The sequence below is a fragment of the Qipengyuania sp. CAU 1752 genome (genome assembly GCF_054482615.1).
Window position 1 is genome coordinate 1,617,866 of record NZ_JBTLRE010000001.1, and the last position, 25,126, is coordinate 1,642,991.

Consider the following 25,126-nt stretch of genomic DNA (forward strand, 5'->3'; position numbering starts at 1 on the left):
GTCCAACTTGCGCAATTGATAGGGGGAAGCTGCTTCCCTAGCGGCACATCGCCTGCCATGGCTTGTGAGTGAGCGAGACACATCTGCCCCCCAGTCATCCATTTCGGGTCCCGAACTTTCGCGCCTATTGGCTGAGCCGCCTGGCGATGACGCTGGCCCAGTATTCCATGCTGCTGATTATCGGGTGGCAGACCTACAACCTTGCCCGCGATTCAGGCATGAGCGTGCCCGGCGCGTCCGGTCAGCTTGCATTGATCGGCCTGTTTCAATTCCTGCCGCTGTTCGTGCTGACGCCTTTCGTTGGTCTTGCCGCTGACAGGTTCGATCGCCGCCTGATTGCACGTGTAACAGTCACCTTGCAGCTCATTTGTGCTGGGCTCCTCGCCTGGGCGACCTATTCGAGTTCGATCTCCCTGCCGTGGCTGTTCGCGGTAGCAGTCCTGCTGGGTATTGCCCGGGCATTTGCCGGCCCTGCGCTGTCCGCCCTCGCCCCTAACCTCGTGCCCAAGGCGATCCTGCCCAATGCCATCGCGCTGTCGAGCATTGCCTGGCAAGTCGGGATGATCATGGGACCGGCGCTTGGCGGCTACCTCTACGTTATCGATCCTGCCCTGCCCTACACTGTCGCCACCGGGTTGTTCGCGCTCTCGATCATCGCACTCGGCTTTATCGGCCACGTCCCGCAGCCACCGGTGCGCAAGGACCAGCGCCCGATCGGCCAGATCGTCGACGGCCTGCGCTATGTCGGTCATAACAAGATGGTGCTCGGGGCGATCTCACTGGATCTGTTCGCAGTCTTTCTCGCCGGGGCAACGGCGCTTTTCCCGGTCTATGCCCGCGACATATTGCAGGTCGGTGCTACCGGGCTCAGCCAGCTTGCCATGGCACCAGCCATCGGCGCAGCATTGACCGCGCTGTTCTTCAGCTTCCGTCCGCTCAGGACACAGGTAGGGCCGAAAATGTTGTGGTCGGTCGCCCTGTTCGGGCTCGCCACTATCGTATTCGGCCTGTCACGCTCAATGCCTCTCAGCCTCGCCATGCTGTTCATCGTCGGCGCGGCGGATATGTTCAGCGTCTATATCCGGCAGTCGTTGATCCAGCTTCACACCCCCGATGACAAGCGCGGCCGCGTATCGAGCGTATCACTGCTGACGATCGGCGCTTCAAACGAAGGCGGGGATGCGTTTTCTGGCTTTCTAGCCAGCATGGTCGGGCCGGTTGCGGCTGTTGTTGCCGGTGGCATTGGAGCCATCGCCACGGTTGCGCTGTGGAGTCGACTGTTCCCGGTCCTGCGAACCACAAGGACCTTTGATCCGCCCGACGAATTCCTAGATAATGAACCCGACCAGACCACGAGGAGCGCGCCATGAAAGCCGACAACATCCTGCACACCATCGGCAATACCCCGCATATTCGCCTATCAAAGCTGTTTCCCAATCACGAGGTCTGGGTGAAATCGGAACGCGCCAATCCTGGGGGATCGATCAAGGACCGCATTGCGCTCGCCATGATCGAGGACGCGGAAAAGTCAGGTGCGCTCAAGCCAGGCGGCACGATAATTGAGCCCACTAGCGGCAACACCGGCATCGGCCTCGCCATGGTCGCCGCAGTGAAGGGTTACAAACTCGTCCTGGTCATGCCGGAAAGCATGAGCATCGAGCGCCGCCGGTTGATGCTGGCATATGGCGCAAGTTTCGACCTGACCGATAAAGCCAAGGGCATGAAGGGCGCCATTGAGCGTGCGACCGAACTGGTTGAGCAGACCGAAGGCTCGTGGATGCCGAGCCAGTTTGATAATGACAGCAACTGGAAGGTCCATGTGCGCACCACGGCCAAGGAAATCCTGGAGGATTTCCGCGATAGTCCAATCGACGTGCTGGTTACCGGCGTTGGCACTGGTGGCCATCTGACCGGCTGTGCCGAGGAACTGAAACGTCACTGGAGCGGGATGAAGGCCTACGGGGTCGAACCCGAACTTTCACCCGTGATCAGCGGCGGCCAGCCCGGCCCGCACCCGATCCAGGGCATTGGTGCCGGTTTCATTCCTGGCAACTTGCACACCCAGTCGATAGACGGCGCGATCCAGGTCGATGCCGAGGCGGCCAAGGACATGGCTCGCCGAGCAGCCTTGGAAGAAGGCATGCTGGTTGGAATCTCCTCGGGCGCCACGCTCGCGGCAATTGCCAAGAAAATACCCGAGCTTGATGCCGGGTCTCGCGTGCTCGGCTTCAATTACGATACCGGAGAGCGGTATCTGTCGGTGCCGGATTTCCTGCCCGAGGCTTGAGCCTCACACCGCAGACACGAAAAGGCCCGGGCGCGAAACCCGGGCCTGTTTTGTTTCACCCGCATTTGGGGGAAGTGATTACGCGGCGGTAGCGAAAGCGTCCTCGCCCAGCGCCATCATGCTGTCTGAACCGCTTTCCAGCTTGCGACGCAGCGCCCCTGCGTCAGGGAGATAGCGGTCCATGTAATAGCGCGCAGTGGCCAGCTTGGCTTCGTAGAAGGCGGGGTCTTCGGGCGAACCTGCAAGGGTTTCCTTGGCAACCTTGGCCATCCGCAACCACATCAGGCCGAGCGTAACGATCCCCATGATGTGCATGTAGTGATGCGCGCCTGCACCCAGGTGATTTGGGTTCTGCATCGCGTTCTGCATGAACCACATGGTCGCCGCCTGGTGCTCGCCGAGCGCCTTCTCGAGTTTCTCTGCCAACGGTGCAAGTGTCTCGTCGTCCTTGGCTTCGGCGATGTCCTCTCCGACCATTTTGAAGAATGCCTGGATCGCAGCGCCGCCATTCTGCGCCAGCTTGCGACCGCACAGATCCATTGCCTGGATGCCATTGGTGCCTTCGTAGATCTGGGCGATACGGGCATCGCGGACGAACTGGCTCATACCCCATTCCTCGATATAGCCATGGCCGCCGAAGACCTGCTGCATGTTGGTGGCGATGTCATAGCCCTTGTCGGTGCCATAACCCTTGATGACCGGGGTCATCAGCCCGATCAGCGCGTCGGCTTCGGCACGTTCTTCCTCGGATTGGGCTTTGTGAGACAGGTCGACCAGCAGCGCTCCCCACAGGCACAGCGCCCGCATGCCCTCGGTGAAAGCCTTGGCGTCCATCAGCATCCGGCGCACGTCCGGGTGGACGAAGATTGGATCGGCCTTGGCTTTGGGATATTCTGGCCCGGTCAAGGCGCGGCCCTGGCGCCGGTCCAGCGCGTAGGCAACTGCATTCTGATAGGCGGCTTCGGCCTGGCCGAGGCCTTGGATGCCAACTCCAAGGCGCGCGGCATTCATCATGATGAACATGGCGGCGAGACCCTTGTTCTCCTCGCCGACCATCCAGCCGGTCGCCCCGTCATAATTCATGACGCAAGTGGAATTGCCGTGGATACCCATCTTGTGTTCAATCGAACCGCAGCTGACGGCATTGCGCTCGCCCGGATTGCCGTCTTCATCGAGGATAAACTTGGGCACCACGAACAGGGAAATACCCTTGGTGCTGTCCGGCGCGCCGGGGGTTTTTGCCAGAACCAGGTGGATGATGTTTTCCGCCATGTCGTGCTCGCCGGCGGAGATGAATATCTTGGTCCCGGAGATGGCGTAGGAACCGTCGGCCTGCGGTTCCGCCTTGGTACGGATCAGACCGAGATCGGTGCCGCAATGCGGCTCCGTCAGGTTCATAGTGCCGGTCCATTCGCCGGAGATCATCTTGGGGAGATACTTCTCCTTCTGCTCCTGCGAACCCTTGGCGATCAGGGCCGAGGTGGCGCCGGTGGTGAGGCCAGGATACATTCCGAAAGCCTGATTGGCGGTGGCGGTGAACTCCTCGATCACGAAGCCGAGCGTATGGGGCATTCCCTGCCCGCCGAATTCTTCCGGCTGCGAGATCGTGCCCCATCCGCTATCGCGATATTGCTGGAACGCTTCCTTGAACCCGGTCGGCGTGGTCACACTGCCGTCTTCGTGGCGGGTGCAGCCCTCCTGGTCTCCGACCTGGTTGAGCGGGGCCAGCACCTCGGCGCAGAACTTTCCGGCCTCATTGACCACGGTGTCGATCATGTCGGGCGTGGCGCTTTCAAAGCCGGGCAGATTGCCAAAGCTCGCAAGGTCTAAAAGTTCGTTGATGACAAAGCGGGTGTCGCGTGTGGGTGCGGTATAGATCGGCATGGCGGGGTCCTTTGGAGGAAGTGTGGCTTGGGAGACCGGGCGGCGTCAGCCGAGGTCGAGCTGCTTTATCTGCTCGACGAAATCGGTCAGTTCCTTGATCGAGGAATCGATATCGGCACGTTGGCGCTTCAACTTGGCGATATGAATCTGGCACTTTTCGACCGTCACGCGGCGCTGTTCGACGCGGCCATCGCCCAGGTCATAGAGGTCGATCATTTCCTTGATCTCGCCAAGGCTGAAGCCGACATTCTTAGCCCGCATGATCCAGGCCAGGCGCGCCCGATCCCGCTTGGAATAGACCCGCGCCAGCCCAACGCGCGAAGGGTTGATCAGCCCTTCGTCTTCGTAAAATCGCAAGGCCCTGGCAGTGCAGTCGAATTCGGTCGTCAGGTCGGAGATGCTGTATTGCTCGCGCCCGGTTTTGTCGGGCGTATCGAGATGCGCGCCGCCATGCTTGCGTGCCTCGGACGGAGAATCTTTTTCAGCGAGATGGGCCATGAACGGCGTCGTAGCTCACCTTTACGTAAAGGTCAAGCAAGGGCGGGAACGAGAGTGGTCCCTTCCAGCCTCCGATAGAAGCAACTGCGCGCGCCTGTATGGCAGGCCGGCCCCGCTGGAATCGCCTTGATTACCAGCGCGTCTTGATCGCAATCCACGAGGATATCGGTCACCTGCAAGACATTGCCGGAAGTCTCGCCCTTTTTCCACAAGGTGCCGCGTGAGCGAGAGTGGAAATGCGCCAAGCCGGTCTCACGCGTAGCCTCCAGAGCTTCGGCGTCGAGAAAAGCCAGCATCAGGATTTCATTGCTCTTGGCATGTTGAACCACGCCGGCAACCAGCCCTGATGCATCGAATTTCGGAAGAAACTCCGATCCGGATTCGCGATCCGTTTCATGTGTGTTCGTATTCAAAACGGCACCCTTCAGAGAACAATCGGCGATTTGCGACAGTTTTGTTGCACAAACTCCACAGAACAGTGTCAAAATTGGACGTCGCGCGCCAAGACCCTATCCAGTCAACCATTAGAATGAAAAACCTTCCCTTGCGACACATTGCTGTCGTCCACCCGAATAACGGCACGAGTAGAGGCCATGTTCAGGGGGTTGGCCGGGGACGAGGCATCATGGGGGTGATGCCGGCTTTCCGGACAGACGATGAGGGAGTAGGCCCTCGTGCGGCCATCGGGGGACGGCCGCCGGGCCTTACGATTTTCGTCACGTGGCGCCCGGGGCTTTAGCGGCCTCGGGCGTTTCGTTTGGGGGCCGCACACCTGCGTGCGGCAGGCTTTCATCCAACACGCGAGCAAAGCAGGCGATCCGCACTTCGCGCGCGCCGGCCTTCAGCAACGCATGCACGCATGCTTGGCTGGTCGTGCCACTGGTCAGCACATCATCGACGAGGATTAAGGACCGGCCAGCGATCTTGGCGCAGGCACGCCGGTTGACTGCAATTGCGTTGGCCAGCGCGCGCTTGCGGGCCTCCTTCCCGAGCCCGCCTAGTGAAGGTGTCGCTCTTGTCCGCACGAGCGCATCAAGAGCAAGGTTCGCGCCGGTCGACTTTGCCAGTTCTCGCGCCAGCAGGGCGGCCTGGTTATACCCGCGCCGCCAAAGCCGCCATCGATGCAGCGGGACCGGGACAATGACCGTGCCCTTCCCCACTTCTCCCAGCCTGCCAGCCATTAGGCGAGCCATCATCCCTGCCAACGCTATGCGCCCGCCGTGTTTGAACCGCAGCACCAACTGGCGCGAAGTATCGTTGTAGAGCGTTGCCGCAGCGATCCCTGCATGGCGTGGCGGTTGTGCGAGGCAGGGTGCACAGAAGATCGGCTCGTCGAAGTCCTGTTGGGACTGCGATGGCAGCGGGCGCTGGCATGTTGAACAGGATGGCTCGGACGGGATGACCAGACCCTCCCAGCATGTCACACACAACCCACTCGGCTGCTCGATGGCGCTGCCGCAGAGCGGGCACCGCGGCGGATAGACGAGGTCCACAACCGGAGCGAACGAATCGCGCAAGAGACGCAACGGCTTCATTTTGTGCATGTTGCTGCGCTTGCGCCGGCGGCACAAGCACGGCACGGGAAAGCCATGAATCGCGCCCCGCCAAGAATATTCTCCCGCCGCCGTGTCGGTGCCAAGTTCGCGCGCAGCCAAAGCCGCCAGGCCGCTCCCGGCGCTGCCCGTTATCTCGGGGAGATGCTTGCCGACGACGTTATTGAACGGATCGGGTTCATGCGGCTCGAACCGTCACGCGCATTGTTGGTTGGGGACATGACCGGTCGGCTTGCCCGATGGCTCGAAGATAGCGGCGCCGCTGTCGATTTGCGCGGGATTGACCGCTTCGACGCAGAACAGCCGGGCCCGGTCTCGCATTATGACCTGATGGTCCATCTCCTCGGCTTCGGTATGGTCAATGATCTGCCAGGCGCTCTCATCCATGCTCATGCGATGCTCAGCAAAGGCGGACTGATGGTCGCTGCCTTCCCCGGAGCGGGCAGTCTGCCGGCCCTGCGCCAGATTGCTCTGGCTGCAGATGGTGAGCGGCCTGCAGCCCGGATGCACCCGCTTGTCGACAGCCAGGCCGGTGCCGCACTGCTCCAGCGCGCCGGCTTTTCGCGGCAAGTGGTCGACAGCTATCCCCTGCGGGTCCGTTTCGCATCGTTCGACAGGATGGTGGCCGATCTGCGTGATCACGGTCTGACCGGTTCGCTCACAAGTCCGGCGCCCATGCTAACCCGCGACTGGCTCGATCGCGCTCGCAAGGCATTCGACGCTCTGCGCGAGGATGACGGCAAGGTCACCGAGACCTTCGAAATCCTCGTGATGACGGGCTGGAAGAGCTAGCCCAGCGCCGCCTGTGCTGCCGCCAGTCGTGCGATCGGCACGCGGTAGGGCGAGGCGCTGACGTAATCGAGGCCGACATCCTCGCAGAAGGCAATGCTGGCCGGGTCGCCGCCGTGCTCGCCGCAAATGCCCAGCTTGAGGTCAGGGCGCGCTGCTCGGCCCCGTTCAGCACCGATCCGCACCAGTTCGCCCACCCCTTCGATGTCGAGGCTGACGAAGGGATCGCGGGCGTAGATGCCCTTGTCGACGTAAGGCGTAAGAAAGCGCCCCGCATCGTCCCGACTGACCCCGAGCGTGGTCTGGGTGAGGTCATTGGTGCCGAAGGAAAAGAATCGCGCTTCCTGCGCAATCTCGCCTGCCAGCAATGCTGCCCGCGGCAGCTCGATCATGGTTCCGACCAGATATTCAATCTTCGTGCCGGTCTCGGCGAATACTTCATCAGCGACGCGGTCGACCAAGGCGCGCAGGATCTCCAACTCGCGGCGGGTAGCGACCAGCGGAATCATGATCTCCGGCACCGGCGCATCGCCTGATTGGGCGACTTCGCAGGCTGCCTCGAAGATGGCGCGGGCCTGCATCTCGTAAATCTCGGGAAAGGTGATGCCCAATCGGCAGCCGCGATGACCCAGCATGGGATTGAACTCGTGCAGTTCATCAGCGCGTCGGCGGAGGCTATCTACTGACAAGCCGGTCGCTTCTGCCAATTCCGTGAAGTCGGCATCGCCATGTGGCAGAAATTCATGCAGCGGCGGATCAAGCAGGCGGATGGTGCATGGCAGGCCGACCATCACCTCGAAAATGGAGCGGAAATCGGCGCGCTGTTCGGGCAGCAGCTTGGCCAGCGCGGCGCGGCGGCCTTCCTCTTTCTCGGCCAGGATCATCTGCCGCATGGCGCTGATCCTTTCGGCATCGAAGAACATATGCTCCGTGCGGCACAGACCGATGCCATCGGCCCCGAACTGGCGCGCGACGGCACAATCGGCGGGGGTTTCGGCATTGGTGCGCACGCCCATCCGGCGATGCTTGTCGGCCCATTCCATCAAGATGCCGAAATCACCTGCCATTTCGGGTTCGATGGTGGCGACCTCACCAGCCATGACCTGCCCGTTCGACCCGTCGAGGGTGAGGATATCGCCTTCCTTGAGCTCGCGTCCGCCGATGGTCAGCGTGCGGCCCTCACGAGCGATGACCACGCCCGATGCCCCCGATACGCAGGGGCGCCCCATACCGCGCGCGACCACGGCGGCGTGGCTGGTCATTCCGCCGCGAGCGGTCAGGATGCCGGTGGCGGCATGCATTCCGTGAATGTCTTCGGGAGAAGTCTCGACCCGCACCAGGATCACTTTCTCGCCGCGATTTGCCCATTGTTCCGCAGTGTCGGCGTCGAGGACGATCTTGCCTGCAGCCGCGCCCGGCGATGCCGGAAGCCCGGTGGTTAGGATGTCGCGCGGAGCATCGGGATCAAGCGTCGGGTGCAGCAACTGGTCGAGCGCCATGGGATCAATCCGGCGGATCGCATCTTCCTCGCTGACAAGCCCTTCGCCGACCATCTCGACCGCCATTTTGAGCGCCGCCTTGGCCGTGCGCTTTCCGGTGCGGGTCTGGAGCATCCACAAGGTGCCGCGCTCGACCGTGAACTCGATGTCCTGCATGTCGCGGTAATGGCGTTCGAGCAGGTCGAAAACCCGGGCCAGCTCGTCGTAGGCGTCGGGCATGGCTTCTTCCATGCTCGGCTTGTCCGCACCTGCGGCCTCGCGCGCGGCGCGAGTAAGATACTGCGGGGTACGGATACCGGCGACGACGTCTTCGCCCTGGGCGTTGATCAGGAATTCGCCGTAATAGGCCTTCTCTCCTGTCGAAGGGTCGCGGGTGAAGGCGACGCCGGTGGCCGAGGTGTCGCCCATATTACCGAACACCATCGCCTGGACATTCACGGCCGTGCCCATGTCGTCCGGTATGTCATTGAGACGACGATAAACTTTTGCGCGCTCGCTGTCCCAACTATCGAACACGGCGCTGATTGCGCCCCACAGCTGCTCGGTCACGTCTTGCGGGAAAGGCTCGCCATCCTGTTCCTCGGCGGCGATCTGCTTGTACTGCGTGACCAGTTCTTTCCAGTCCTCTGCCGACATCTCTGTATCGGCGTATAACCCTTTGTCCTCCTTGGCGATTTCCAGCGCTTCTTCGAACAATCCGTGGTCCAGGCCCAGGACCACGTCGCAATACATCTGGATGAAGCGACGGTAGCTGTCCCAGGCGAAGCGTTCATCGCCGCTAACCCGCGCGAGCCCTTCGACCGTGTCGTCATTGAGGCCGAGATTGAGGACAGTGTCCATCATGCCCGGCATCGAGATCGCGGCGCCAGACCGGACTGAGACGAGAAGGGGATTTTCCTTGTCACCCAGACGCTTGCCGACTGTCTTTTCGATATGGCCGAGCGCCGAAATGACGTCATGACGCAGCTTTTCGCTGAAATCAGCACCCTTGGCGAGATATTCGAGGCATTCCTCGGTGGTAATGGTGAAGCCGGGCGGGACCGGCAGGCCAATTTCCGCCATCTCGGCAAGGTTCGCGCCCTTCCCCCCCACGATCGCCTTGTCCTTGGCGCGGCTGTCGCTCGACTTCGCGTTGCCGCCGAAGATGAAGACGGTTTCGTGCGGGGGTTTGGTCACAAGCAAGTCCTACAGGATGGAACACATGGAACAGGGTTCAGAAGCAATAATTCTTACCCTTCGATCTTCGAGAAATCAGCCACCCGGTGGACCGCCTCGCGGAAACTGGCGAGCAGGTCGAGGCGGTGGGCACGCTTGGGCTTTTCCTCGTCATTGACGGTAACTTCATCGAAAAAGCGGTCGATCGGCTCACGCAGGCTCGCCAGTGCCGCCATGGCGCCGGTGAAGTCTTCTGCCTCAATCGCCTGCGCCGCGCGCGGTTCCGCTTTTTCGAGCGCGTCCATCAGCGCCTTTTCGGCCGGTTCGGGCGTGTAGGACAGCTCCTTCGAGTGAGCGAGCTGCATCTTGGCGTCGATCACCGCCTTCATGTCGGGATCGTCGACCAGCGCCAGCGGGTCTTCCTCGCCGGTGTGAGGGATTTCGCCCTCGATTCCGTGCCAGTCTTCCTTCTTGAGGATATTGGCCGCGCGCTTGTAGCCGGCGAGCAGATTGGCGCCGTCGTCGGTTTCGACGAAGGCCTGCAGCGCGTGGACGCGGGCGAGCAGGCGGACGAGATCGTCCTCGCCGCCGAGCGCGAAGACCGCGTCGATCAGGTCGTGGCGCACACCAGCTTCACGCTGCTGAACCTTGAGACGGTCGGCGAAGAAGTCGAGAAGTTCGCCTTCGCCCGCACTCATCCGGAGATTGTTCTCGGTCAGGAGACGGAGGACACCAAGTGCCGCCCGCCTAAGCGCAAAGGGATCTTTTGATCCGGTTGGCTTCTCGTTTATCGAAAAGAAGCTGCGGAGAGTATCCAGCTTATCCGCCAAACTCACCGCGACTGTCACCGGCGTGGTGGGCGCTTCGTCGCCCTGGCCGACCGGCTTGTAGTGGTCGCGGATGGCGTCGGCAACTTCGTTGTCCAGCCCTTCGGCGCGGGCGTAATAGCCGCCCATAAGACCTTGTAATTCTGGAAATTCTCCAACCATTTCGGTGACGAGATCAGCCTTGGCGAGGCGCGCGGCCTGTTCGGCCTTGTCGGGGTCGCCCTTGACGATCCCCTCCTCGCACAGCCAGCGCGCCAGCCTGGCCACGCGTTCGACCTTGTCGGCAACGGTGCCCAGCTTTTCGTGGAAGGTGATCCGCTCCAGCCCCTTGGCATGTTCGGCAAGTGTCTTCTTGCGGTCGACATCCCAGAAAAAGCGCGCATCGGCCAACCGTGCGGCGAGGACCTTGCGGTTGCCATCGACCACGCGCGCGCCGCCGTCTTCCGCCGCGATATTGGCGGTGCAGATGAAGGCGTTGGCGAGCTTTCCGTCGGCATTCTCGCAGACGAAATATTTCTGGTTCACGCGCGCGGTGAGCTGGATCGTCTCGGGCGGGACTTCCAGGAAATCCTCCTCGAACCGGCCGAGCAGAGGAACCGGCCATTCGGTCAGCCCGGCATTCTCGATCACCAGACCCTCGTCCTCGACCAGCTTAAGGCCCGCATCCTCGGCAGCCTTGGCGGCACCGGTGCGGATCAGGTCCTGGCGTTCCTCGTGATCGACGATGACATGCCCTGCGCGCAGTTTCATCGCGTAGTCGGCAGCATTGCCGATGGTGATGTCGCCCGAATGGTGGAAGCGGTGGCCGAGCGTGACCGAACCGCTGGTAACGCCATGCACTTCGCATTCGATCACGTCGTCACCCAGCAAAGCGACGATGCCCGACAGCGGCCGCACCCAGCGCAGGCTCTCGGTGCTGACCGAGGCATCGCCCCAGCGCATCGACTTGGGCCAGGCGAAGTCGCGGATGATGGCGGGAATGGCTTCGGCCAGCAGCTCTTGCACCGCCCTGCCCGGCTTTTCGATCACCGCGAACCAGGTGTTGCGGCCCTTGACCTCGCGCAGTTCCAATTGCTCGCGGGTAACACCGTTCTTGCGGCAGAATCCGTCGACGGCCTGGTCGGGCGCGCCTTCGGGCGGCCCCTTGGCCTCCTCACGCACGGCCTCGGTCGATTGCGGCAGGTCGCGCGCGATCAAGGCCAGCCGGCGCGGCGTGGACCAGACAGTGATTTCGCCCAGCGCGACCTCGGCGGCGTCCATTTCGCGGCGGAACAGTTTTTCCAGTTCGGCGCGGGCACCGGCCTGCATCCGGGCGGGAATCTCTTCGCTGCGCAATTCGAGGAGGAAATCGCTCATGCGCTCCACTCCGGATAGTCTTTCGCCCAGCCGGCGGCTTCCTTGGCCATGTGCGCCTCGCACGAACCACGCGCGAGATCGCGAACCCGGCCCATGTAGCTGGCGCGTTCCTGTACGCTGATCACGCCGCGCGCCTGCAGCAGGTTGAAGATGTGGCTCGCCTCGACCGCCTGTTCATAGGCGGCGATGGGCACTTCGGCCTTGAGCGCGTTCTGGCACTCGGCTTCGGCCTTGTTGAACAGGTCGAACAGCGCGTCGGTCTCGGCGACTTCGAAGTTCCATTTCGACATCTGCTTCTCGTTTTCGAGAAACACGTCGCCGTAGCTCACTCCGCGACCGTTGAAATCGAGGTCGAAAACGTTGTCGACGCCCTGGATATACATGGCCAACCGTTCCAGTCCGTAGGTCAGTTCGCCGGCCACCGGCTTGCAGTCGAAACCGCCCATCTGCTGGAAATAGGTGAACTGGGTGACTTCCATCCCGTCGCACCACACTTCCCAGCCTAGCCCCCAGGCGCCCAGCGTTGGGCTTTCCCAGTCATCCTCGACGAAGCGGATATCATGCTTGAGCGGATCAATGCCGATCACGCGCAGGCTTTCGAGGTAGAGATCCTGGATGTCGGGCGGGCTTGGCTTCAGGATCACTTGGTATTGGTAATAGTGCTGCAGCCGGTTGGGATTCTCGCCATAGCGACCATCGGTCGGGCGGCGGCAGGGCTGAACGAAGGCGGCATTCCACGGCTCAGGCCCCAGTGCGCGCAATGTGGTGGCGGTGTGAAAGGTGCCTGCCCCCATCCGCATGTCATAGGGTTGCAGGATCAGGCAGCCTTGCGCGACCCAGAAATCGTGCAGCGCCAGGATCATGTCCTGGAAGGAGTTCTGCGGGTTACGTTCGATCTGTGTCGCCATAGCCTGCGCGCAATGGCTTAGGCGTCAGACAGGGTCAATGCCGCAATGCAGCATCTTCACTCCGCAGCGACCGCCTCCCGGACAGGTTCGACGGTGACCGGGGTGCCATTGAGCACCGCATTGCCTGTCAGACGGTCATAGCGCTCCGGATCAGTCAGGTCGTTTATCGAAACCCCGGCATGATCGGCGGCAGTGCGCCAGCTGACACCGGCGCGGTGATGGCCCCAGCCATGCGGAATCGAGACGACGCCGGGCATTATGTCCTGGGTGATCTCGACAACGATTTTCACTTCGCCGACGCGGCTTGCTACCAGGGCCATGTCGCCATCTTCCAGCCCGCGCTCCGCTGCGTCGTCTGGATGGATCATCAGCGTGCAGCGGTCCGGCCCCTTCACCAACCGCCGCGAATTGTGCAGCCAGCTGTTGTTGGAGCGGACATGGCGGCGGCCTATCAGGCTTAGCGAGCCATCGGGCACCTCGCCGAGCCGTGCGGCGAAGCGTTGCAGTTCCTCCAGCAATTCTGGCGGAGCGGCATGAAGCAATCGGTCACGGGTGAGCAGGCGGTCCTTCAAACACGGCTGAAGCGGCCCCAGATCGACACCGTTGGACTGCGATTCAACCTCGGCCAGCGACATTCCCGCAGGCGATGCCTTGAGCATGGCGTCTAGCCTTTCGCGGGGCGTATCGAAGTTGGGGGCAGGCTTGCCCTTTTCTGCCAGGATCGCCTGCGCCAGGTCGGCGGCGATTTCCCAGTCGGCCTTGGCGCCCTCCTCCATCGGCAGGGTGGCCGGCGAATAGGCTCCGAAATTGCGCACGGCGAGCGGGCCGAAGAAGAAGGTGTAGTGGTCTTTTTCCAACGGGCCACAAGGCGGCAGGATGTAGTGGGCATGGGCGCTGGTCTCGGTGATGTACATGTCCATGCTCACCATCAGATCGAGGTTTTGCAGCGCTTCTTCGGTGCGCTCGCCATCGGGGGCGGACAGCACGGGGTTACCGGCGATTACGAACAGGCTACGGATACGCTGGTCATCATCGCGCGTCAGTTCGTCGGCGAAGGCGATGGTCGGGATTTCGCCCATGATGGATGGCAAGGTGCCGCGCGCGGTTTCGACCGTCCTGATGTTGCCCTTGCCGACCTGTCCGACAAGATCAAGCAGCGGCTGCGGGAACATGGTGCCGCCTTCGCGGTCGAGGTTCCCGGTGGCGAGATTGATGAGCTGGATCAGCCATTGATTTAGGGTGCCGAACTCGCACACGGATACGCCCATGCGGCCATAAATCGCGGCCGGTTTGCCGCTCGCCAACTCTGCTGCAAGTGATCGGATCGTCGCTGCCTCGATCCCGCAGTGGTCGGCCAGCGTTCCTAGATCGAAACCATCAATGGCGGGCTTCACCCTGGCCCAGCTCTCATCGGCCAGCTCGGCCAAGCCCGCTCGCAGCGCGTCGCCCTCAGCCAGCACGCACTGCAATATGCCAACAAGCAGCGCGGTATCGGTGCCGGGGCGAACCGGGTGCCATGCGTCGGCCACATTCGCGGTCTCGGTTTTGCGCGGGTCGATCACCACCAGTTTTCCGCCGCGGGCCTGCATTTCCTTCACGCGATTGCGGAAATCGGGGACGGTCCACAGGCTTCCGTTCGAGGCCATGGGGTTGCCACCGACGATAACGATCAACTGCGTGCGATCGATATCCGGCACAGCTGCCAGGCTGACGTGACCATACATCTGGTATTGCGCATAGTGGTGCGGGATCTGGTCGAGGGTCGAAGCCGAAAAGGTGCCGCGCGCGCCCACCGCGCGTTGCAGATAGCCCGACTGCGTCGACAGGGCATAATCATGCGCGCCAGGATTGCCCCGATAGAATGCTGCCCGTGCGCCTTCGCGCTGCAAAGCGACCACTTTTCGCGCAATTTCTCGAAAGGCGCTGTCCCAGCTTATTTCCTGCCAGCCATTGTCTGTGCGTTTGACCGGGTGCCGCAGCCGGTCCGGATCGTCCTGCAGGTCGGCAATGGCGGTGGCCTTGGGGCAGATGTGTCCGCGGCTCAGGACGTGATCGGGATTTCCCCTGATCGAGACGACCTTGCGCCCCTCCATTTCCACCAGGACGCCGCAATTGGCCTCGCAGATATGGCAGGTGCGACTGTGAATCGTGGTCATGGGCAGGCTCCTTGCGCACACGAAACTAGCAGAACCGAACCAAGCGTGCCACACATCCCGCATGGACCATTGGGGGGATACCGCGCAGCCACATTGCTCGCTATCGTTGCGATATTCCCACGACTATCGGTGTTCCTCTTGCCTGGAGAAATCACTTTGCTGAAACCGTTCAAGACTTCACTTTTCGCTGCCGTTGCAGGCTTTGCTTTTGCGGGCGCTGTGCCAGCGCAGGCCAGTTGCGACGATCTTTGTGCAGCACCTGTCGAAACGGTGGAGACGGCACCAGTAGCGGCGGCAGCCGGCCCTGCGCTGTGGAAGGTCGCGGACGAGGACACGACGATCTATCTGTTCGGCACCATCCATGTCCTGCCTGACGGGGTGAGCTGGATGACCCCGGCGATCAATGCCGCGCTGGGCAGCTCGGATGTGCTGGTGACCGAAATCCTCATGACGCCCGAGGCGACAGTGAGAAGCCAGCAGCTTGTTGCGGAACTGGGTACTTTGCCGGCCGGCACGACGCTGCGCAGCTTGATGACCGACGAGCAGAAAGCGAATTATGAAGCGGCCCTGGCCGCTCTCGGCCTTCCCGCGGCGACTTTCGACCCTTACGAGCCGTGGTTTGCCACTCTCACCCTGTCGATCCTGCCTTTGGTCAAGCAAGGATACAAGATCGACCAAGGTGTGGAAAAAGTGCTCGAGACCAATGCCGAAAGCAATCTCGCGCGTGACGCACTGGAAACCATCGAATTCCAGCTCGCGATCTTCGACAGCGCCCCGATGGAGGCACAGCTTGAATACCTCGCGCAAGCCGTCGACGGGGTCGACGAAGTTGCACCGATGGTCGACGCCATGGTCGCGGAATGGCTCGAAGGCGATGCCGTTGGCCTTGCGGCGTTGATGAACGAGGACTTGGACAAGGCTCCCGAGGTGGCCGAAGCCCTGCTCTACAATCGCAACGCCAATTGGGCGCAGTGGATCGAGGAACGGCTTGCTACGCCCGGCAGTGTGTTCATGGCGGTCGGCGCAGGCCATCTTGCCGGGACCCGCAGCGTGCAGGACTTGCTGGGCCAGCGTGGTATCCAGGTTTTCCGGGTCCAGTGACCTGGCGGATGCTTCTTGCAGCCGCGGCGGCTCTGCTGCTGGGGGCCTGTGGCGAGACCTCCCCCCACCCCACCCAGGTGGAGCAGCCCCTGCTTTGGCAAATCGCGAGGGCGGACGGAGAAGTCGAGGGTTGGCTCTACGGCACCATCCATGCCCTGCCCGATGGGGTGGAATGGCGGGCTCCGGCGTTGCAGCGAGTAATTGGCCGAGCGGATTTTCTGGTGGTCGAGGTGGCTGGTCTCGATAATTCGGGAGCGATTGGCGAGGAATTCCAGCGCGCCGGGCGATCGACCGGGCATCCGCTCCTGCGCGACCGCATAGATCCGGCCAAGGTGGCGCAACTCAACGAGCTGACCGCTCGCACACCATACTCGCCGAGCGAGTTCAGGCAGATCGAAACCTGGGCCGCAGCCCTGATGCTGGCACAAACCATCAACAATGGTCTTGAAAGCGAAAACGGGGTCGACCGCGCGTTGCTGGGTGATTTCCGCAATCGTCAGGTAATCGAACTGGAAGGCGCTGCGGCACAGTTCGCAATCTTTGATGCTCTTGCGGAAGAGGACCAGCGGGTTCTCCTTGATGCCGTGATCGACGAAGCTGCTGCCGGCGGGGCGGCTCCCAATGCGGCGCAGGTCTGGCTGTCCGGCGATGTGGCGATGCTGGAACGGGAAACGCAAACGGGGATGCTGGCCGATCCGGAAGTGCGCGAGGCGCTGCTGGTGACGCGAAACCATGCGTGGACCGATCGTATTGCGGCGCTGCTCGCGGATGACCGACGCCCGCTTGTTGCTGTCGGTGCCGCCCATCTGGTCGGGGATGACGGTCTGATCACCCTGCTGGAAAGGAAGGGCTACAGACTGCGACGGCTGCGTTGAGCCCTCGCAAATCCCTTGCATCGCGCCGCCTTTGTCCGTAAGGGCGCGCCCTTCGGCAGCCATGGTCATCCCTGGAGGCGTGGTGAGGCCGATATGAACCAAAAAAGCACTCGAAAGGCTATGTGACATGAGCGACGCTCTGACCCTGCCGGCCGAAGCGCGCGAACGGGCTGGCAAGGGAGCCTCCCGTGCACTGCGACGCGAAGGCCGTGTACCTGCTGTAATTTACGGCGGAAAAGACCAACCCACGATGATCCACATCGAGGAAAAGATTCTCACCAAGCAGCTGCACAGCGGCCACTTCATGAACTCGATCGTGAACATCGAGATCGGTGGCAAGACCGTGCGCACGCTGCCGAAAGACGTTGCTCTGCACCCGGTCAGCGACCGTCCGGAACACGCCGACTTCCTGCGCCTGTCGAAAGACGCCAAGGTCGAAGTCGAAGTGCCGGTTGTCTTCATCAACGAAGAAGACAGCCCCGGCCTCAAGAAGGGCGGCGTTCTCAACGTGGTCCGTCACGAGCTGGAACTGATCTGCGAAGCCGACAAGATGCCTTCCGAGATCACTATCGATGTGACCGGCAAGGAAGTCGGCGATTCGATCCACATCAGTGAAGTCAAGCTACCTGAAGGTAGCGAAAGCGCCATCACCGACCGCGATTACACCATCGCGACGCTGGTTGCTCCGTCCGCGCTGAAGAAGGCCGAAGGCGAAGGCGGCGACGACGAAGAAGAGATCGAAGGCGAAGGTGAAGACGGTGAAACCGAAGTCACCGAACAGGACGCCGAAACCGTCGAAGGCGAAGACAAGAAGTCCGACGACTGATCGTCTCGCACACACGCGATCACCAAGGCGCCGGGTCCCTATGGGGCCCGGCGTTTTGCTTTTTACGGCATGCTCGCTAGAGGCACGAAATGCAGATCTGGGCTGGCCTTGGAAATCCTGGACCGAAATACGCGATGCACCGGCACAATGTCGGCTTCATGGCGTGCGATGTGCTGGGCGAAATGCATGGTTTCGGTCCGGTGCAGAAGAAATTCCAGGGCTGGTCGCAGGAAGGCCGCATCGGCAATGAGAAAATCCTGCTGCTCAAGCCCGCAACTTTCATGAACGAGAGTGGCAGGGCCATTGGCGAGGCCATGCGCTTCTACAAGCTGGGGCCCGAGGCGGTCACGGTATTCTATGACGAACTCGATCTCGATCCGTTCAGGATCAAGGTCAAGCGCGGGGGCGGCGCCGCTGGTCACAACGGTATCCGTTCAACCATCCAGCATATCGGCGAGGATTTTCGCCGCGTCCGGATCGGCATCGGCCATCCGGGCCACAAGGATCGCGTGACCGGCCACGTGCTCGGCAATTATGGAAAGAGCGAACAGGACACGCTGGTCCAGATGCTGGGCGCAATCGGGGCCGAAGCCTCGTGGCTAGCCGAAGGTGACGACGCCCGCTTCATGAGCGATGTCGCGCTGAGGATGCAGGATTGACGCTCGACGCTCCGTTGCGACGGGTGCTGGTCATCGGGCCTTGCGGCGCAGGCAAGAGTTCAGCTTCCCACCGAATAGCGAACGCGCTCGACCTGCCATTGCATCATCTTGATCGCCTGCATTGGCAGGCAGGCTGGCAGGAAGGTTCAATTGACGAGCTGCGCCGCGACCTCACTCCGATCCTGGCGGGCGAGCAGTGGCTCATCGACGGCAATTACGGTTCCACCCTCTCGCTGCGCCTCGCCCGCGCCGATTGCGTTATCTATCTCGATTTCCCTGTGATGCTCTGCCTGTGGCGTGCCGCCCGGAGAGTTTGGCGCTTCCGCGGTCGCACACGGCCAGACATGGCTGACAACTGCCCGGAACGGCTCGACCTCGCATTCTTCCTATATATCGCTCGATGGAACCGGGATGTGCGCCCCGGTGTCGAAGTTCGTCTTGCCCAATCGACAGCGCAGGTCCTACGGTTTTCCAACCCGCGCGAACTGGAGGACTGGCTCGTGCAATTGGAGACTCGCCATGCCCATGTTTGATCGTCGAACCCTACTTGCCAGCGCCGCCGCGACAGGCGCCATGGCCGCCAGTGCGTCTTTCGCCCACCCCGACGTGGCGGAAGTCACACCGGATCTTTCGGGCAAGGCCGTCATCATCACTGGCTGCTCATCGGGTTTCGGCAGGCTGGGTGCGGAACATTACGCGCGGCTCGGCGCAAAAGTGTTTGCCACCATGCGCAACCTGCCCCGGCCCGAAGCCGATGAATTGCGCGATCTTGCGACGGCCAATGGCCTCGACATTCATGTTCTTGAAATCGACGTGCTATCCGACGCGCAGGTTGCTGCCGGCGTTGCCGAGGCGGAGCGAATCAATGGCGGCCCGCTCGATGTGCTGGTCAACAATGCCGGAATCGGCATATCGGGGCCGCTCGAAGTGCAGGACATGGAAGCCACCAGGCTGGTCTTCGACACCAATGTTTTTGGTTGCCACCGGATGGTGCGGGCCGTGTTGCCGGGGATGCGCGCCAAGGGCGGCGGACAGATATTCCAGATCAGCAGCCAGCTGGGCCGCGTGATCGTGCCCTATAGCGGGCACTACTCGCCGACCAAGTTCGCGCTTGAAGCGATGGGCGAAGCACTCGCCTACGAATTGGTGCCGCACAATATCGATGTGACTATCATAGAGCCGGGTGGCTATCCGACCGAGGTCTGGGTCAATCGCAATGTCTATACGCAGGCGCTGAAAGAGCGAGCCAGCGAGGTGCACACTGACGGTTATCCGCAGGTGGTCGCGCGGATGGGGACCGAGGATGGTTCGGGCCGCTCGGCCGACCCGATGGATATCCCGCATGCCATTGCAAAGACCATTGCCATGCCGTCTGGAACACGGCCGCTGCGGATGCCGGTGAGTGGTGGACCTGTGCCACAGGTCGCGCTCAACAAGGCGACCGCGCAGACCCAGTTGGCATGGCTGGGTGAAAGCCGCATCGGCCCGATGATCCGCGCGGTGCACGAACGCTAGCCTTCGCAGGACAAGGCCGCTAAGGCGCGCGCCACACATTTAATCCGGAGTTCAAGATGGGTTTCCGTTGCGGGATCGTCGGCTTGCCCAATGTCGGCAAGTCCACCCTGTTCAATGCACTGACAGAGACGCAGGCGGCGCAAGCGGCCAATTATCCGTTCTGCACGATCGAGCCTAATGTCGGCCAGGTCGCAGTGCCGGACGAACGGCTCGACAAGATCGCTGCCATCGCCAAGTCGGCGAAGGTGGTGCCGACCCAGCTTGCCTTCGTCGACATCGCTGGCCTTGTTAAAGGTGCCAGCCAGGGCGAAGGTCTGGGCAACCAGTTTCTCGGCAACATTCGCGAAGTCGACGCCATTGTCCACGTCCTGCGTTGTTTCGAGGATGACGACATCCAGCACGTCAGCAACCGGGTTGATCCGCTGGCCGATGCCGAGGTGGTTGAAACCGAACTGATGTTGTCGGACCTCGAAAGTCTCGAAAAGCGCGTTCCTGCCGCCGACAAGCGCGCCAAGAGCGGTGACAAGGAAGCCAAGGTGATGGCCAGCGTGCTGGGCCAGGCGCTTGAACTATTGCGCGAAGGCAAGCCCGCTCGGCTGACCGAACCCAAGGACGACGAGGAAGCGCGCATCTTCCGTCAGGCACAGCTGTTGACCGCCAAGCCGGTCCTGTATGTCTGCAATGTTGCAGAGGAAGACGCGTCCAACGGCAATGCCATGACCGCGCAAGTTTTCGCCAAGGCCGAGGCCGAGGGCGCTCAGGCGGTAGTCGTTTCTGCTGCGATCGAATCCGAACTGGTCGGCATGGAGCAGGACGAGCGCGCCGAATACCTCGCCGAGCTCGGCCTCGAAGAGAGCGGCCTGACCCGCGTTATCCGCGCCGGTTACAAATTGCTCGGCCTGCAGACTTTCTTCACTGCCGGACCCAAGGAAGCCCGCGCATGGACCTTCCATACCGGTGCGAGGGCCCCGCAGGCTGCGGGCGAAATCCATACCGACTTCGAACGTGGGTTCATTCGCGCCGAGACCATCGCGTATGATGACTTCGTGACGCTGGGCGGCGAAGCAGCCGCGCGAGAGGCCGGCAAGCTGCGCCAGGAAGGCAAGGAATACCTGGTCCAGGACGGCGACGTCATGCTGTTCAAGTTTAACGTCTAGGGACCAATATCGCCCTTCGCCCGTTGCAACCCCTGAACCTAAACAGGGAGAATGTGCGTGGTGGACAAGTCCGAAAAGTTCGATTGGTTGGTTCGTACCGGCTATTTCAGCCGTGCGCTTCTATACGGCGTACTCGGACTTATCGCCCTCACCAGTGCGGGCAAGATTGCCGAAGGTACCGACGGTATCTTCTTGGCAATCGAGGATTTTCCCGCCGGTACGGTGCTCTTGTGGATCATGGTGATCGGCCTCGCCGCCTACGCCCTGTTCCGCTTCTCCTCCACTTTCTTTGATATCGAGAACAACGGCTCCGATACGAAAGGCTGGGGTAAGCGGATCGGCCATGCGGGTAGCGCCGTCGGTCACCTCGCGCTGGCCTACAGTGCTTTCAAATATGCCAGTTCGGACCGCAGTTCAGGCGGCGGGTCGGACGGAGCCGAACAAGCTGCGGCGGGCATATTGTCTGCGGAGTTGGGGGGGCTCGTCCTCGGGATTCTCGGCATTGCGTTTGCGTTGGCGGCAATCAACCAGTTCAAGAAGGCCTATACCGGTGATTTCATGAATCGGATTTCCGCCCGCGCACCCAGTTCTACGAGGTTGCTCGGCGGTGTCGGCTTCGCTGCGCGCGGGGTTGTCTACTCCATCATTGCCTGGTCGCTGATCAAGGCCGGGTTTCTTTCCAGCGGCGCGGAGCAGGTCAAGACGCTCGGCAGTGCGGTTGCTTCGCTTGCCGGTGAAGGCCTGCTGTTCAACCTGGTCGCGATCGGTCTGTTGATGTTCGGCCTCTTCAGCCTTGTGCTGGCCCGCTATCGTATCATTCCAGACCTTTCCAATGATGGCCGGGTGCCGTCTTTCCGCGCATAATCTTCATATAAGAGTAACGCATGAGCAAGACTGCCCAACTTTACCGGATGGTGACGGACGACCATGTCTGCCCCTACGGGGTGAAGTCCAAATACTTGCTCGAGAGCAAGGGTTACACGGTCGAGGATCATCATCTCGCCAACCGTGACCAGACCGATGCGTTCAAGCGCGAGCATGGTGTCCAAACCACCCCGCAGACCTTTATCGATGGCAAGCGGATAGGCGGCCATGACGCGCTGCTCGAGCACTTTGGCAAGGGCCGCGACGAGAACGCGACGAGCTACCGCCCGGTGTTCGCCGTTTTCGCCGTTGGCCTCGCATTGGCGCTGTCACTCAGCCAATTCGTCTATGATACGGCGCTGACAATCCGCACTGCCGAATGGTTCGTCGCCTTTTCGATGGCGATGTTGGCGATGCTCAAGCTGCAGGATGTCGAGCAGTTTTCGAGCATGTTCATTGGTTACGACATGCTTGGCCGACGTTGGGTCCCTTACGCATACGCCTATCCCTATCTCGAAGCGACCGCGGCGGTCCTGATGGCAGGGCGGATATTGCCATGGCTGTCGATCCCGATCGCCCTTGTGATCGGGACCATCGGCGCGGTCAGCGTGTTCTACGCCGTCTACATACAGAAGCGCGAAATCAAATGCGCTTGCGTTGGCGGCAGCAGCAACGTGCCGCTCGGGTTCGTTTCGTTGAGTGAGAACCTCGCCATGGTTGGCATGGCGTTTTGGATGCTGCTGCGTCCGACGCTCTAGCCCTTAGCCGATGCAGTCCAGCGTCCCTCGCTGCTCGAAAGCGATGCGGTCCCGTCCATCAAGCAAAGTCAGCCGAACGGGGATATCATTGGCTGTCGCCTCCCCGTCTGCCGCAAGCCGCACCCCGTGTTCGAGCCCGCCAAAGCGTGCGTGGATGTCACCTGCGACCAGCTTGCTGCCTCCGTCGGCAACTACGCGCCGTACCTGCCCCTGGCGCTTGTAAATCCCGATTTCCGAAGTCACGACAAACAGGGGCGAAGCATCTCCCGCGCCGGGGTGGAACGCGCATTGTTCATCGGGCAACGCGGCGAGGTCAACATCGCGCTCATTCAAAGGTTGGAGCTCGACAGGTTCGAGCGGATTAATGTTGGCGCCTTCGACCAGAGCAATCTTTTCCGCGTCGGTGGTGGGCGGTGAGCCCTCGCTGCAGGATGCGACGATCAGTCCGAAGGCAGCGGGTAGCAGGCAACGCATCAATGTCTCCCGAACAGTTTCTCGACATCTTCCATCGACAGCTTGATCCACGTCGGACGTCCGTGATTGCATTGGCCTGAACGAGGGGTCCGTTCCATCTCCCGAAGCAGTGCATTCATCTCGTCGGCGCGCAGGACCCGCCCGGCCCTGACCGAGCCGTGACAGGCCATCGTGCCCAGCACCAGGTCGAGCTTTTCCTCAAGCCACAGCGCGTCCCCATGCTTGGCAAGATCATCGGCAATATCGCTCAACAGCTTGTGCGGATCTGACCCTGCCAGGGCATGCGGCAGCGAGCGGACCAGCATCGCGCCCGGTCCGAACCTCTCTATCGCCAGCCCCATCATGTCGAGCCTGTCGACGGCGTCTTCCAGCCGGTCGCAAGCCGGTTCGTCCAGTTCGACCACTTCGGGCATCAACAGGGCCTGGCTCCGCGCAACCGCTTGCCCTGCACCGGCCGCCTTGAGCCGTTCGAGAACAAGCCGTTCGTGGGCCGCGTGTTGATCGACCAGTACCAATCCGTCCTTCGCTTCGGCCACGATGTAGGTGTTGGCGACTTGTCCCCGGGCGATGCCAAGCGGGTAGTCGGGTTGATCCTCCTCGGCAGTGTCGGACTCTACTGCCCGGCCCTGGGGCAGTGGTTCCAAGGCCTGCACGTCGACTCCGCGCCAATCGCGCATTGGCTCGCGAACGCCGGTCCCGCCTCCGGTCCAGTCGCGCCCACCGAAAATCGAGCGTAGCACAGGTGATGTTTCGTCGAGGACAGGTTCCTGCTGCCAACGTCCCATGGCCCGGGCATCTGGCCCTTGGGCGCTGCGTCGGTCGCCAGTGGACAGCGCTTGCCGCAGGCCGCTGACGATGAAGCCACGCACCGCCGCCGCATCGCGAAACCGGACTTCCGTCTTGGCCGGATGCACATTCACGTCAACATCCTCGGCCGGTAGCTCGAGAAATAGCGCCAGCACCGCGTGCCGGTCCCGGGCGAGCATGTCCGAATAGGCACCGCGTACTGCCCCGACCAACAGGCGATCTTTCACCGGGCGCCCGTTGACGAAAAGATACTGCTGGTCGCCCACTCCGCGGTTGTATGTCGGCAGGCCCGCAACCCCTGTCAGCCGCATGGCGTCGCGCTGCATGTCGAGCAGCACTCCGTTGTCTTTCAATTCGCGCGCGACGATTTGCGCGACCCGGTCGGCCAGGGTCTCGTCGGGTTGGACAGCGATCGTGCGACGCTCGCCGTGATCCAGGGTGAAACCTATGTCCGGTCGCGCCATCGCCAGTCGGCGGACGACATCGAGACAAGCGGCATATTCGCTGCGCGCTGTGCGCAGGAACTTGCGCCGCGCCGGCACCTTGGCAAAAACCTGTTCGATTCGGGCACGCGTACCGGGCGGCAGGGCGGCCGGACCCTCTTCGACCAACTGGCCGTGATCGACGACGCGGCGCCAGCCCTGCCCAGCCTGTGGCCCCCCATGGGGACGGCTTTCCAGAGTAAAGCGTGAAACGCTGGCGATAGACGGCAAGGCTTCGCCGCGAAAACCCAGCGTGGCGACGCGTTCGATCGCCTGCCCGGAACCGATCAGCTCGTCGGGCAATTTCGATGTTGCGTGGCGTTCGAGCGCGAGCTCCATTGCCACCGGGTCCATCCCGTAACCGTCGTCTGTCACCTCGATCCGAGAGAGCCCGCCATCGACAAGCTTGACGGCTATTCGAGTGGCGCCGGCATCCACGGCGTTCTCCACCAGTTCCTTGAGCGCAGCCGCGGGTCGCTCGACCACTTCACCAGCTGCGATGCGGTTGACCAGGTCTTCGGGAAGGCGGCGAATGACGGGCATTTCACCTGCGTAGCGGCCAGTGGCAGCTATTTCGAGACGAGCCGCCCTTTTTCCGTGGGATTACTTGGAAAATTTTTTCCCTTTTTGCGCACGACTCGGTAAAGGGAGCCACTCCCACAATCAGGGATTGCCGTTTTCGCAATTTTGCGGGCC

22 protein-coding genes are annotated in these 25,126 nt (G+C 61.9%); 12 read left to right on the forward strand and 10 right to left on the reverse strand.

What is annotated here, in order from left to right; all coding sequences use genetic code 11:
* The first annotated feature begins 68 nt into the window (after positions 1-68).
* Both ACXYL9_RS07895 and cysK read left to right on the forward strand, forming a co-directional pair.
* Complete coding sequence (locus tag ACXYL9_RS07895) at positions 69-1,370, forward strand: MFS transporter (protein ID WP_459039035.1); 1,302 nt, start codon at positions 69-71, stop codon at positions 1,368-1,370.
* Positions 1,367-2,287 carry a cysteine synthase A gene (gene cysK / locus ACXYL9_RS07900; RefSeq protein ID WP_459039036.1) on the forward strand — a complete coding sequence of 307 codons (921 nt, stop codon included), beginning with the start codon at positions 1,367-1,369 and terminating at the stop codon, positions 2,285-2,287. The genes ACXYL9_RS07895 and cysK overlap by 4 nt, the downstream gene beginning before the upstream one ends.
* Before the next feature lie 78 nt (positions 2,288-2,365).
* Here the strand turns inward: cysK and ACXYL9_RS07905 are convergent, their stop codons facing one another.
* The 4 genes from ACXYL9_RS07905 to ACXYL9_RS07920 form a co-directional block, all read right to left on the reverse strand.
* Complete coding sequence (locus ACXYL9_RS07905; RefSeq protein WP_459039037.1) at positions 2,366-4,171, reverse strand: acyl-CoA dehydrogenase C-terminal domain-containing protein; 1,806 nt, start codon at positions 4,169-4,171, stop codon at positions 2,366-2,368.
* Between the two features lie 45 nt (positions 4,172-4,216).
* Entirely contained in the window at positions 4,217-4,669 is a 453-nt protein-coding gene (locus tag ACXYL9_RS07910; protein ID WP_459039038.1) for a MerR family transcriptional regulator, read from the reverse strand.
* Positions 4,670-4,701: 32 nt separating this feature from the next.
* Positions 4,702-5,082 (reverse strand): phosphoribosyl-AMP cyclohydrolase, encoded by a 381-nt coding sequence (gene hisI, locus ACXYL9_RS07915; protein WP_459039877.1) that lies wholly within the window; start codon positions 5,080-5,082, stop codon positions 4,702-4,704.
* A 303-nt stretch (positions 5,083-5,385) separates the two neighbouring features.
* Positions 5,386-6,204 carry a double zinc ribbon domain-containing protein gene (locus tag ACXYL9_RS07920; RefSeq protein ID WP_459039039.1) on the reverse strand — a complete coding sequence of 273 codons (819 nt, stop codon included), beginning with the start codon at positions 6,202-6,204 and terminating at the stop codon, positions 5,386-5,388.
* Between the two features lie 54 nt (positions 6,205-6,258).
* Between ACXYL9_RS07920 and ACXYL9_RS07925 the strand changes: the two genes are divergently transcribed.
* Complete coding sequence (locus tag ACXYL9_RS07925; RefSeq protein WP_459039040.1) at positions 6,259-7,014, forward strand: methyltransferase domain-containing protein; 756 nt, start codon at positions 6,259-6,261, stop codon at positions 7,012-7,014.
* Here ACXYL9_RS07925 and ppdK read toward each other — a convergent pair.
* Genes ppdK through ACXYL9_RS07945 form a run of 4 tightly spaced genes read right to left on the reverse strand, consistent with a single transcriptional unit; the run spans position 7,011 to position 14,912 of the window.
* Positions 7,011-9,686, reverse strand: coding sequence for a pyruvate, phosphate dikinase (ppdK, locus tag ACXYL9_RS07930; RefSeq protein ID WP_459039041.1), 2,676 nt, complete (start codon positions 9,684-9,686; stop codon positions 7,011-7,013). The genes ACXYL9_RS07925 and ppdK overlap by 4 nt on opposite strands.
* Positions 9,687-9,739: 53 nt before the next feature.
* Positions 9,740-11,848 (reverse strand): glycine--tRNA ligase subunit beta, encoded by a 2,109-nt coding sequence (gene glyS, locus ACXYL9_RS07935; RefSeq protein WP_459039042.1) that lies wholly within the window; start codon positions 11,846-11,848, stop codon positions 9,740-9,742.
* Positions 11,845-12,756, reverse strand: a complete 912-nt coding sequence (locus tag ACXYL9_RS07940; RefSeq protein ID WP_459039043.1) for a glycine--tRNA ligase subunit alpha — start codon at positions 12,754-12,756, stop codon at positions 11,845-11,847. Before ACXYL9_RS07940 ends, glyS begins: the two co-directional genes overlap by 4 nt.
* Positions 12,757-12,812: 56 nt before the next feature.
* Positions 12,813-14,912 carry a molybdopterin oxidoreductase family protein gene (locus ACXYL9_RS07945; protein WP_459039044.1) on the reverse strand — a complete coding sequence of 700 codons (2,100 nt, stop codon included), beginning with the start codon at positions 14,910-14,912 and terminating at the stop codon, positions 12,813-12,815.
* 129 nt (positions 14,913-15,041) lie between these two features.
* Here ACXYL9_RS07945 and ACXYL9_RS07950 point away from each other — a divergent pair, with 129 nt between their 5' ends.
* From ACXYL9_RS07950 to ACXYL9_RS07990, 9 genes are all read left to right on the forward strand, one after another.
* Positions 15,042-16,013: a TraB/GumN family protein gene (locus ACXYL9_RS07950; protein ID WP_459039045.1), complete on the forward strand. Its 972-nt coding sequence runs from the start codon at positions 15,042-15,044 to the stop codon at positions 16,011-16,013.
* Complete coding sequence (locus ACXYL9_RS07955; protein ID WP_459039046.1) at positions 16,010-16,888, forward strand: TraB/GumN family protein; 879 nt, start codon at positions 16,010-16,012, stop codon at positions 16,886-16,888. The genes ACXYL9_RS07950 and ACXYL9_RS07955 overlap by 4 nt, the downstream gene beginning before the upstream one ends.
* Before the next feature lie 127 nt (positions 16,889-17,015).
* Complete coding sequence (locus tag ACXYL9_RS07960; RefSeq protein ID WP_459039047.1) at positions 17,016-17,714, forward strand: 50S ribosomal protein L25/general stress protein Ctc; 699 nt, start codon at positions 17,016-17,018, stop codon at positions 17,712-17,714.
* Between the two features lie 89 nt (positions 17,715-17,803).
* Complete coding sequence (gene pth, locus ACXYL9_RS07965; RefSeq protein WP_459039048.1) at positions 17,804-18,373, forward strand: aminoacyl-tRNA hydrolase; 570 nt, start codon at positions 17,804-17,806, stop codon at positions 18,371-18,373.
* Positions 18,370-18,906 (forward strand): P-loop NTPase family protein, encoded by a 537-nt coding sequence (locus ACXYL9_RS07970; RefSeq protein WP_459039049.1) that lies wholly within the window; start codon positions 18,370-18,372, stop codon positions 18,904-18,906. Before pth ends, ACXYL9_RS07970 begins: the two co-directional genes overlap by 4 nt.
* Positions 18,899-19,888 carry an SDR family oxidoreductase gene (locus tag ACXYL9_RS07975; protein ID WP_459039050.1) on the forward strand — a complete coding sequence of 330 codons (990 nt, stop codon included), beginning with the start codon at positions 18,899-18,901 and terminating at the stop codon, positions 19,886-19,888. Before ACXYL9_RS07970 ends, ACXYL9_RS07975 begins: the two co-directional genes overlap by 8 nt.
* Before the next feature lie 56 nt (positions 19,889-19,944).
* Positions 19,945-21,045: a redox-regulated ATPase YchF gene (ychF, locus tag ACXYL9_RS07980; protein ID WP_459039051.1), complete on the forward strand. Its 1,101-nt coding sequence runs from the start codon at positions 19,945-19,947 to the stop codon at positions 21,043-21,045.
* Positions 21,046-21,096: 51 nt separating this feature from the next.
* Positions 21,097-21,909 carry a DUF1206 domain-containing protein gene (locus tag ACXYL9_RS07985; protein WP_459039052.1) on the forward strand — a complete coding sequence of 271 codons (813 nt, stop codon included), beginning with the start codon at positions 21,097-21,099 and terminating at the stop codon, positions 21,907-21,909.
* A 20-nt stretch (positions 21,910-21,929) separates the two neighbouring features.
* The gene (locus ACXYL9_RS07990) at positions 21,930-22,667 is read left to right on the forward strand and encodes a MauE/DoxX family redox-associated membrane protein (protein ID WP_459039053.1); all 738 of its coding nucleotides are present in this window, start codon (positions 21,930-21,932) and stop codon (positions 22,665-22,667) included.
* Between the two features lie 3 nt (positions 22,668-22,670).
* On the opposite strand, the gene ACXYL9_RS07995 is transcribed toward ACXYL9_RS07990, so the two are convergent.
* Both ACXYL9_RS07995 and mutL read right to left on the reverse strand, forming a co-directional pair.
* Positions 22,671-23,141 carry a hypothetical protein gene (locus tag ACXYL9_RS07995; protein ID WP_459039054.1) on the reverse strand — a complete coding sequence of 157 codons (471 nt, stop codon included), beginning with the start codon at positions 23,139-23,141 and terminating at the stop codon, positions 22,671-22,673.
* The gene (gene mutL / locus ACXYL9_RS08000; protein ID WP_459039055.1) at positions 23,141-24,973 is read right to left on the reverse strand and encodes a DNA mismatch repair endonuclease MutL; all 1,833 of its coding nucleotides are present in this window, start codon (positions 24,971-24,973) and stop codon (positions 23,141-23,143) included. The genes ACXYL9_RS07995 and mutL overlap by 1 nt, the downstream gene beginning before the upstream one ends.
* Positions 24,974-25,126 lie beyond the last annotated feature (153 nt).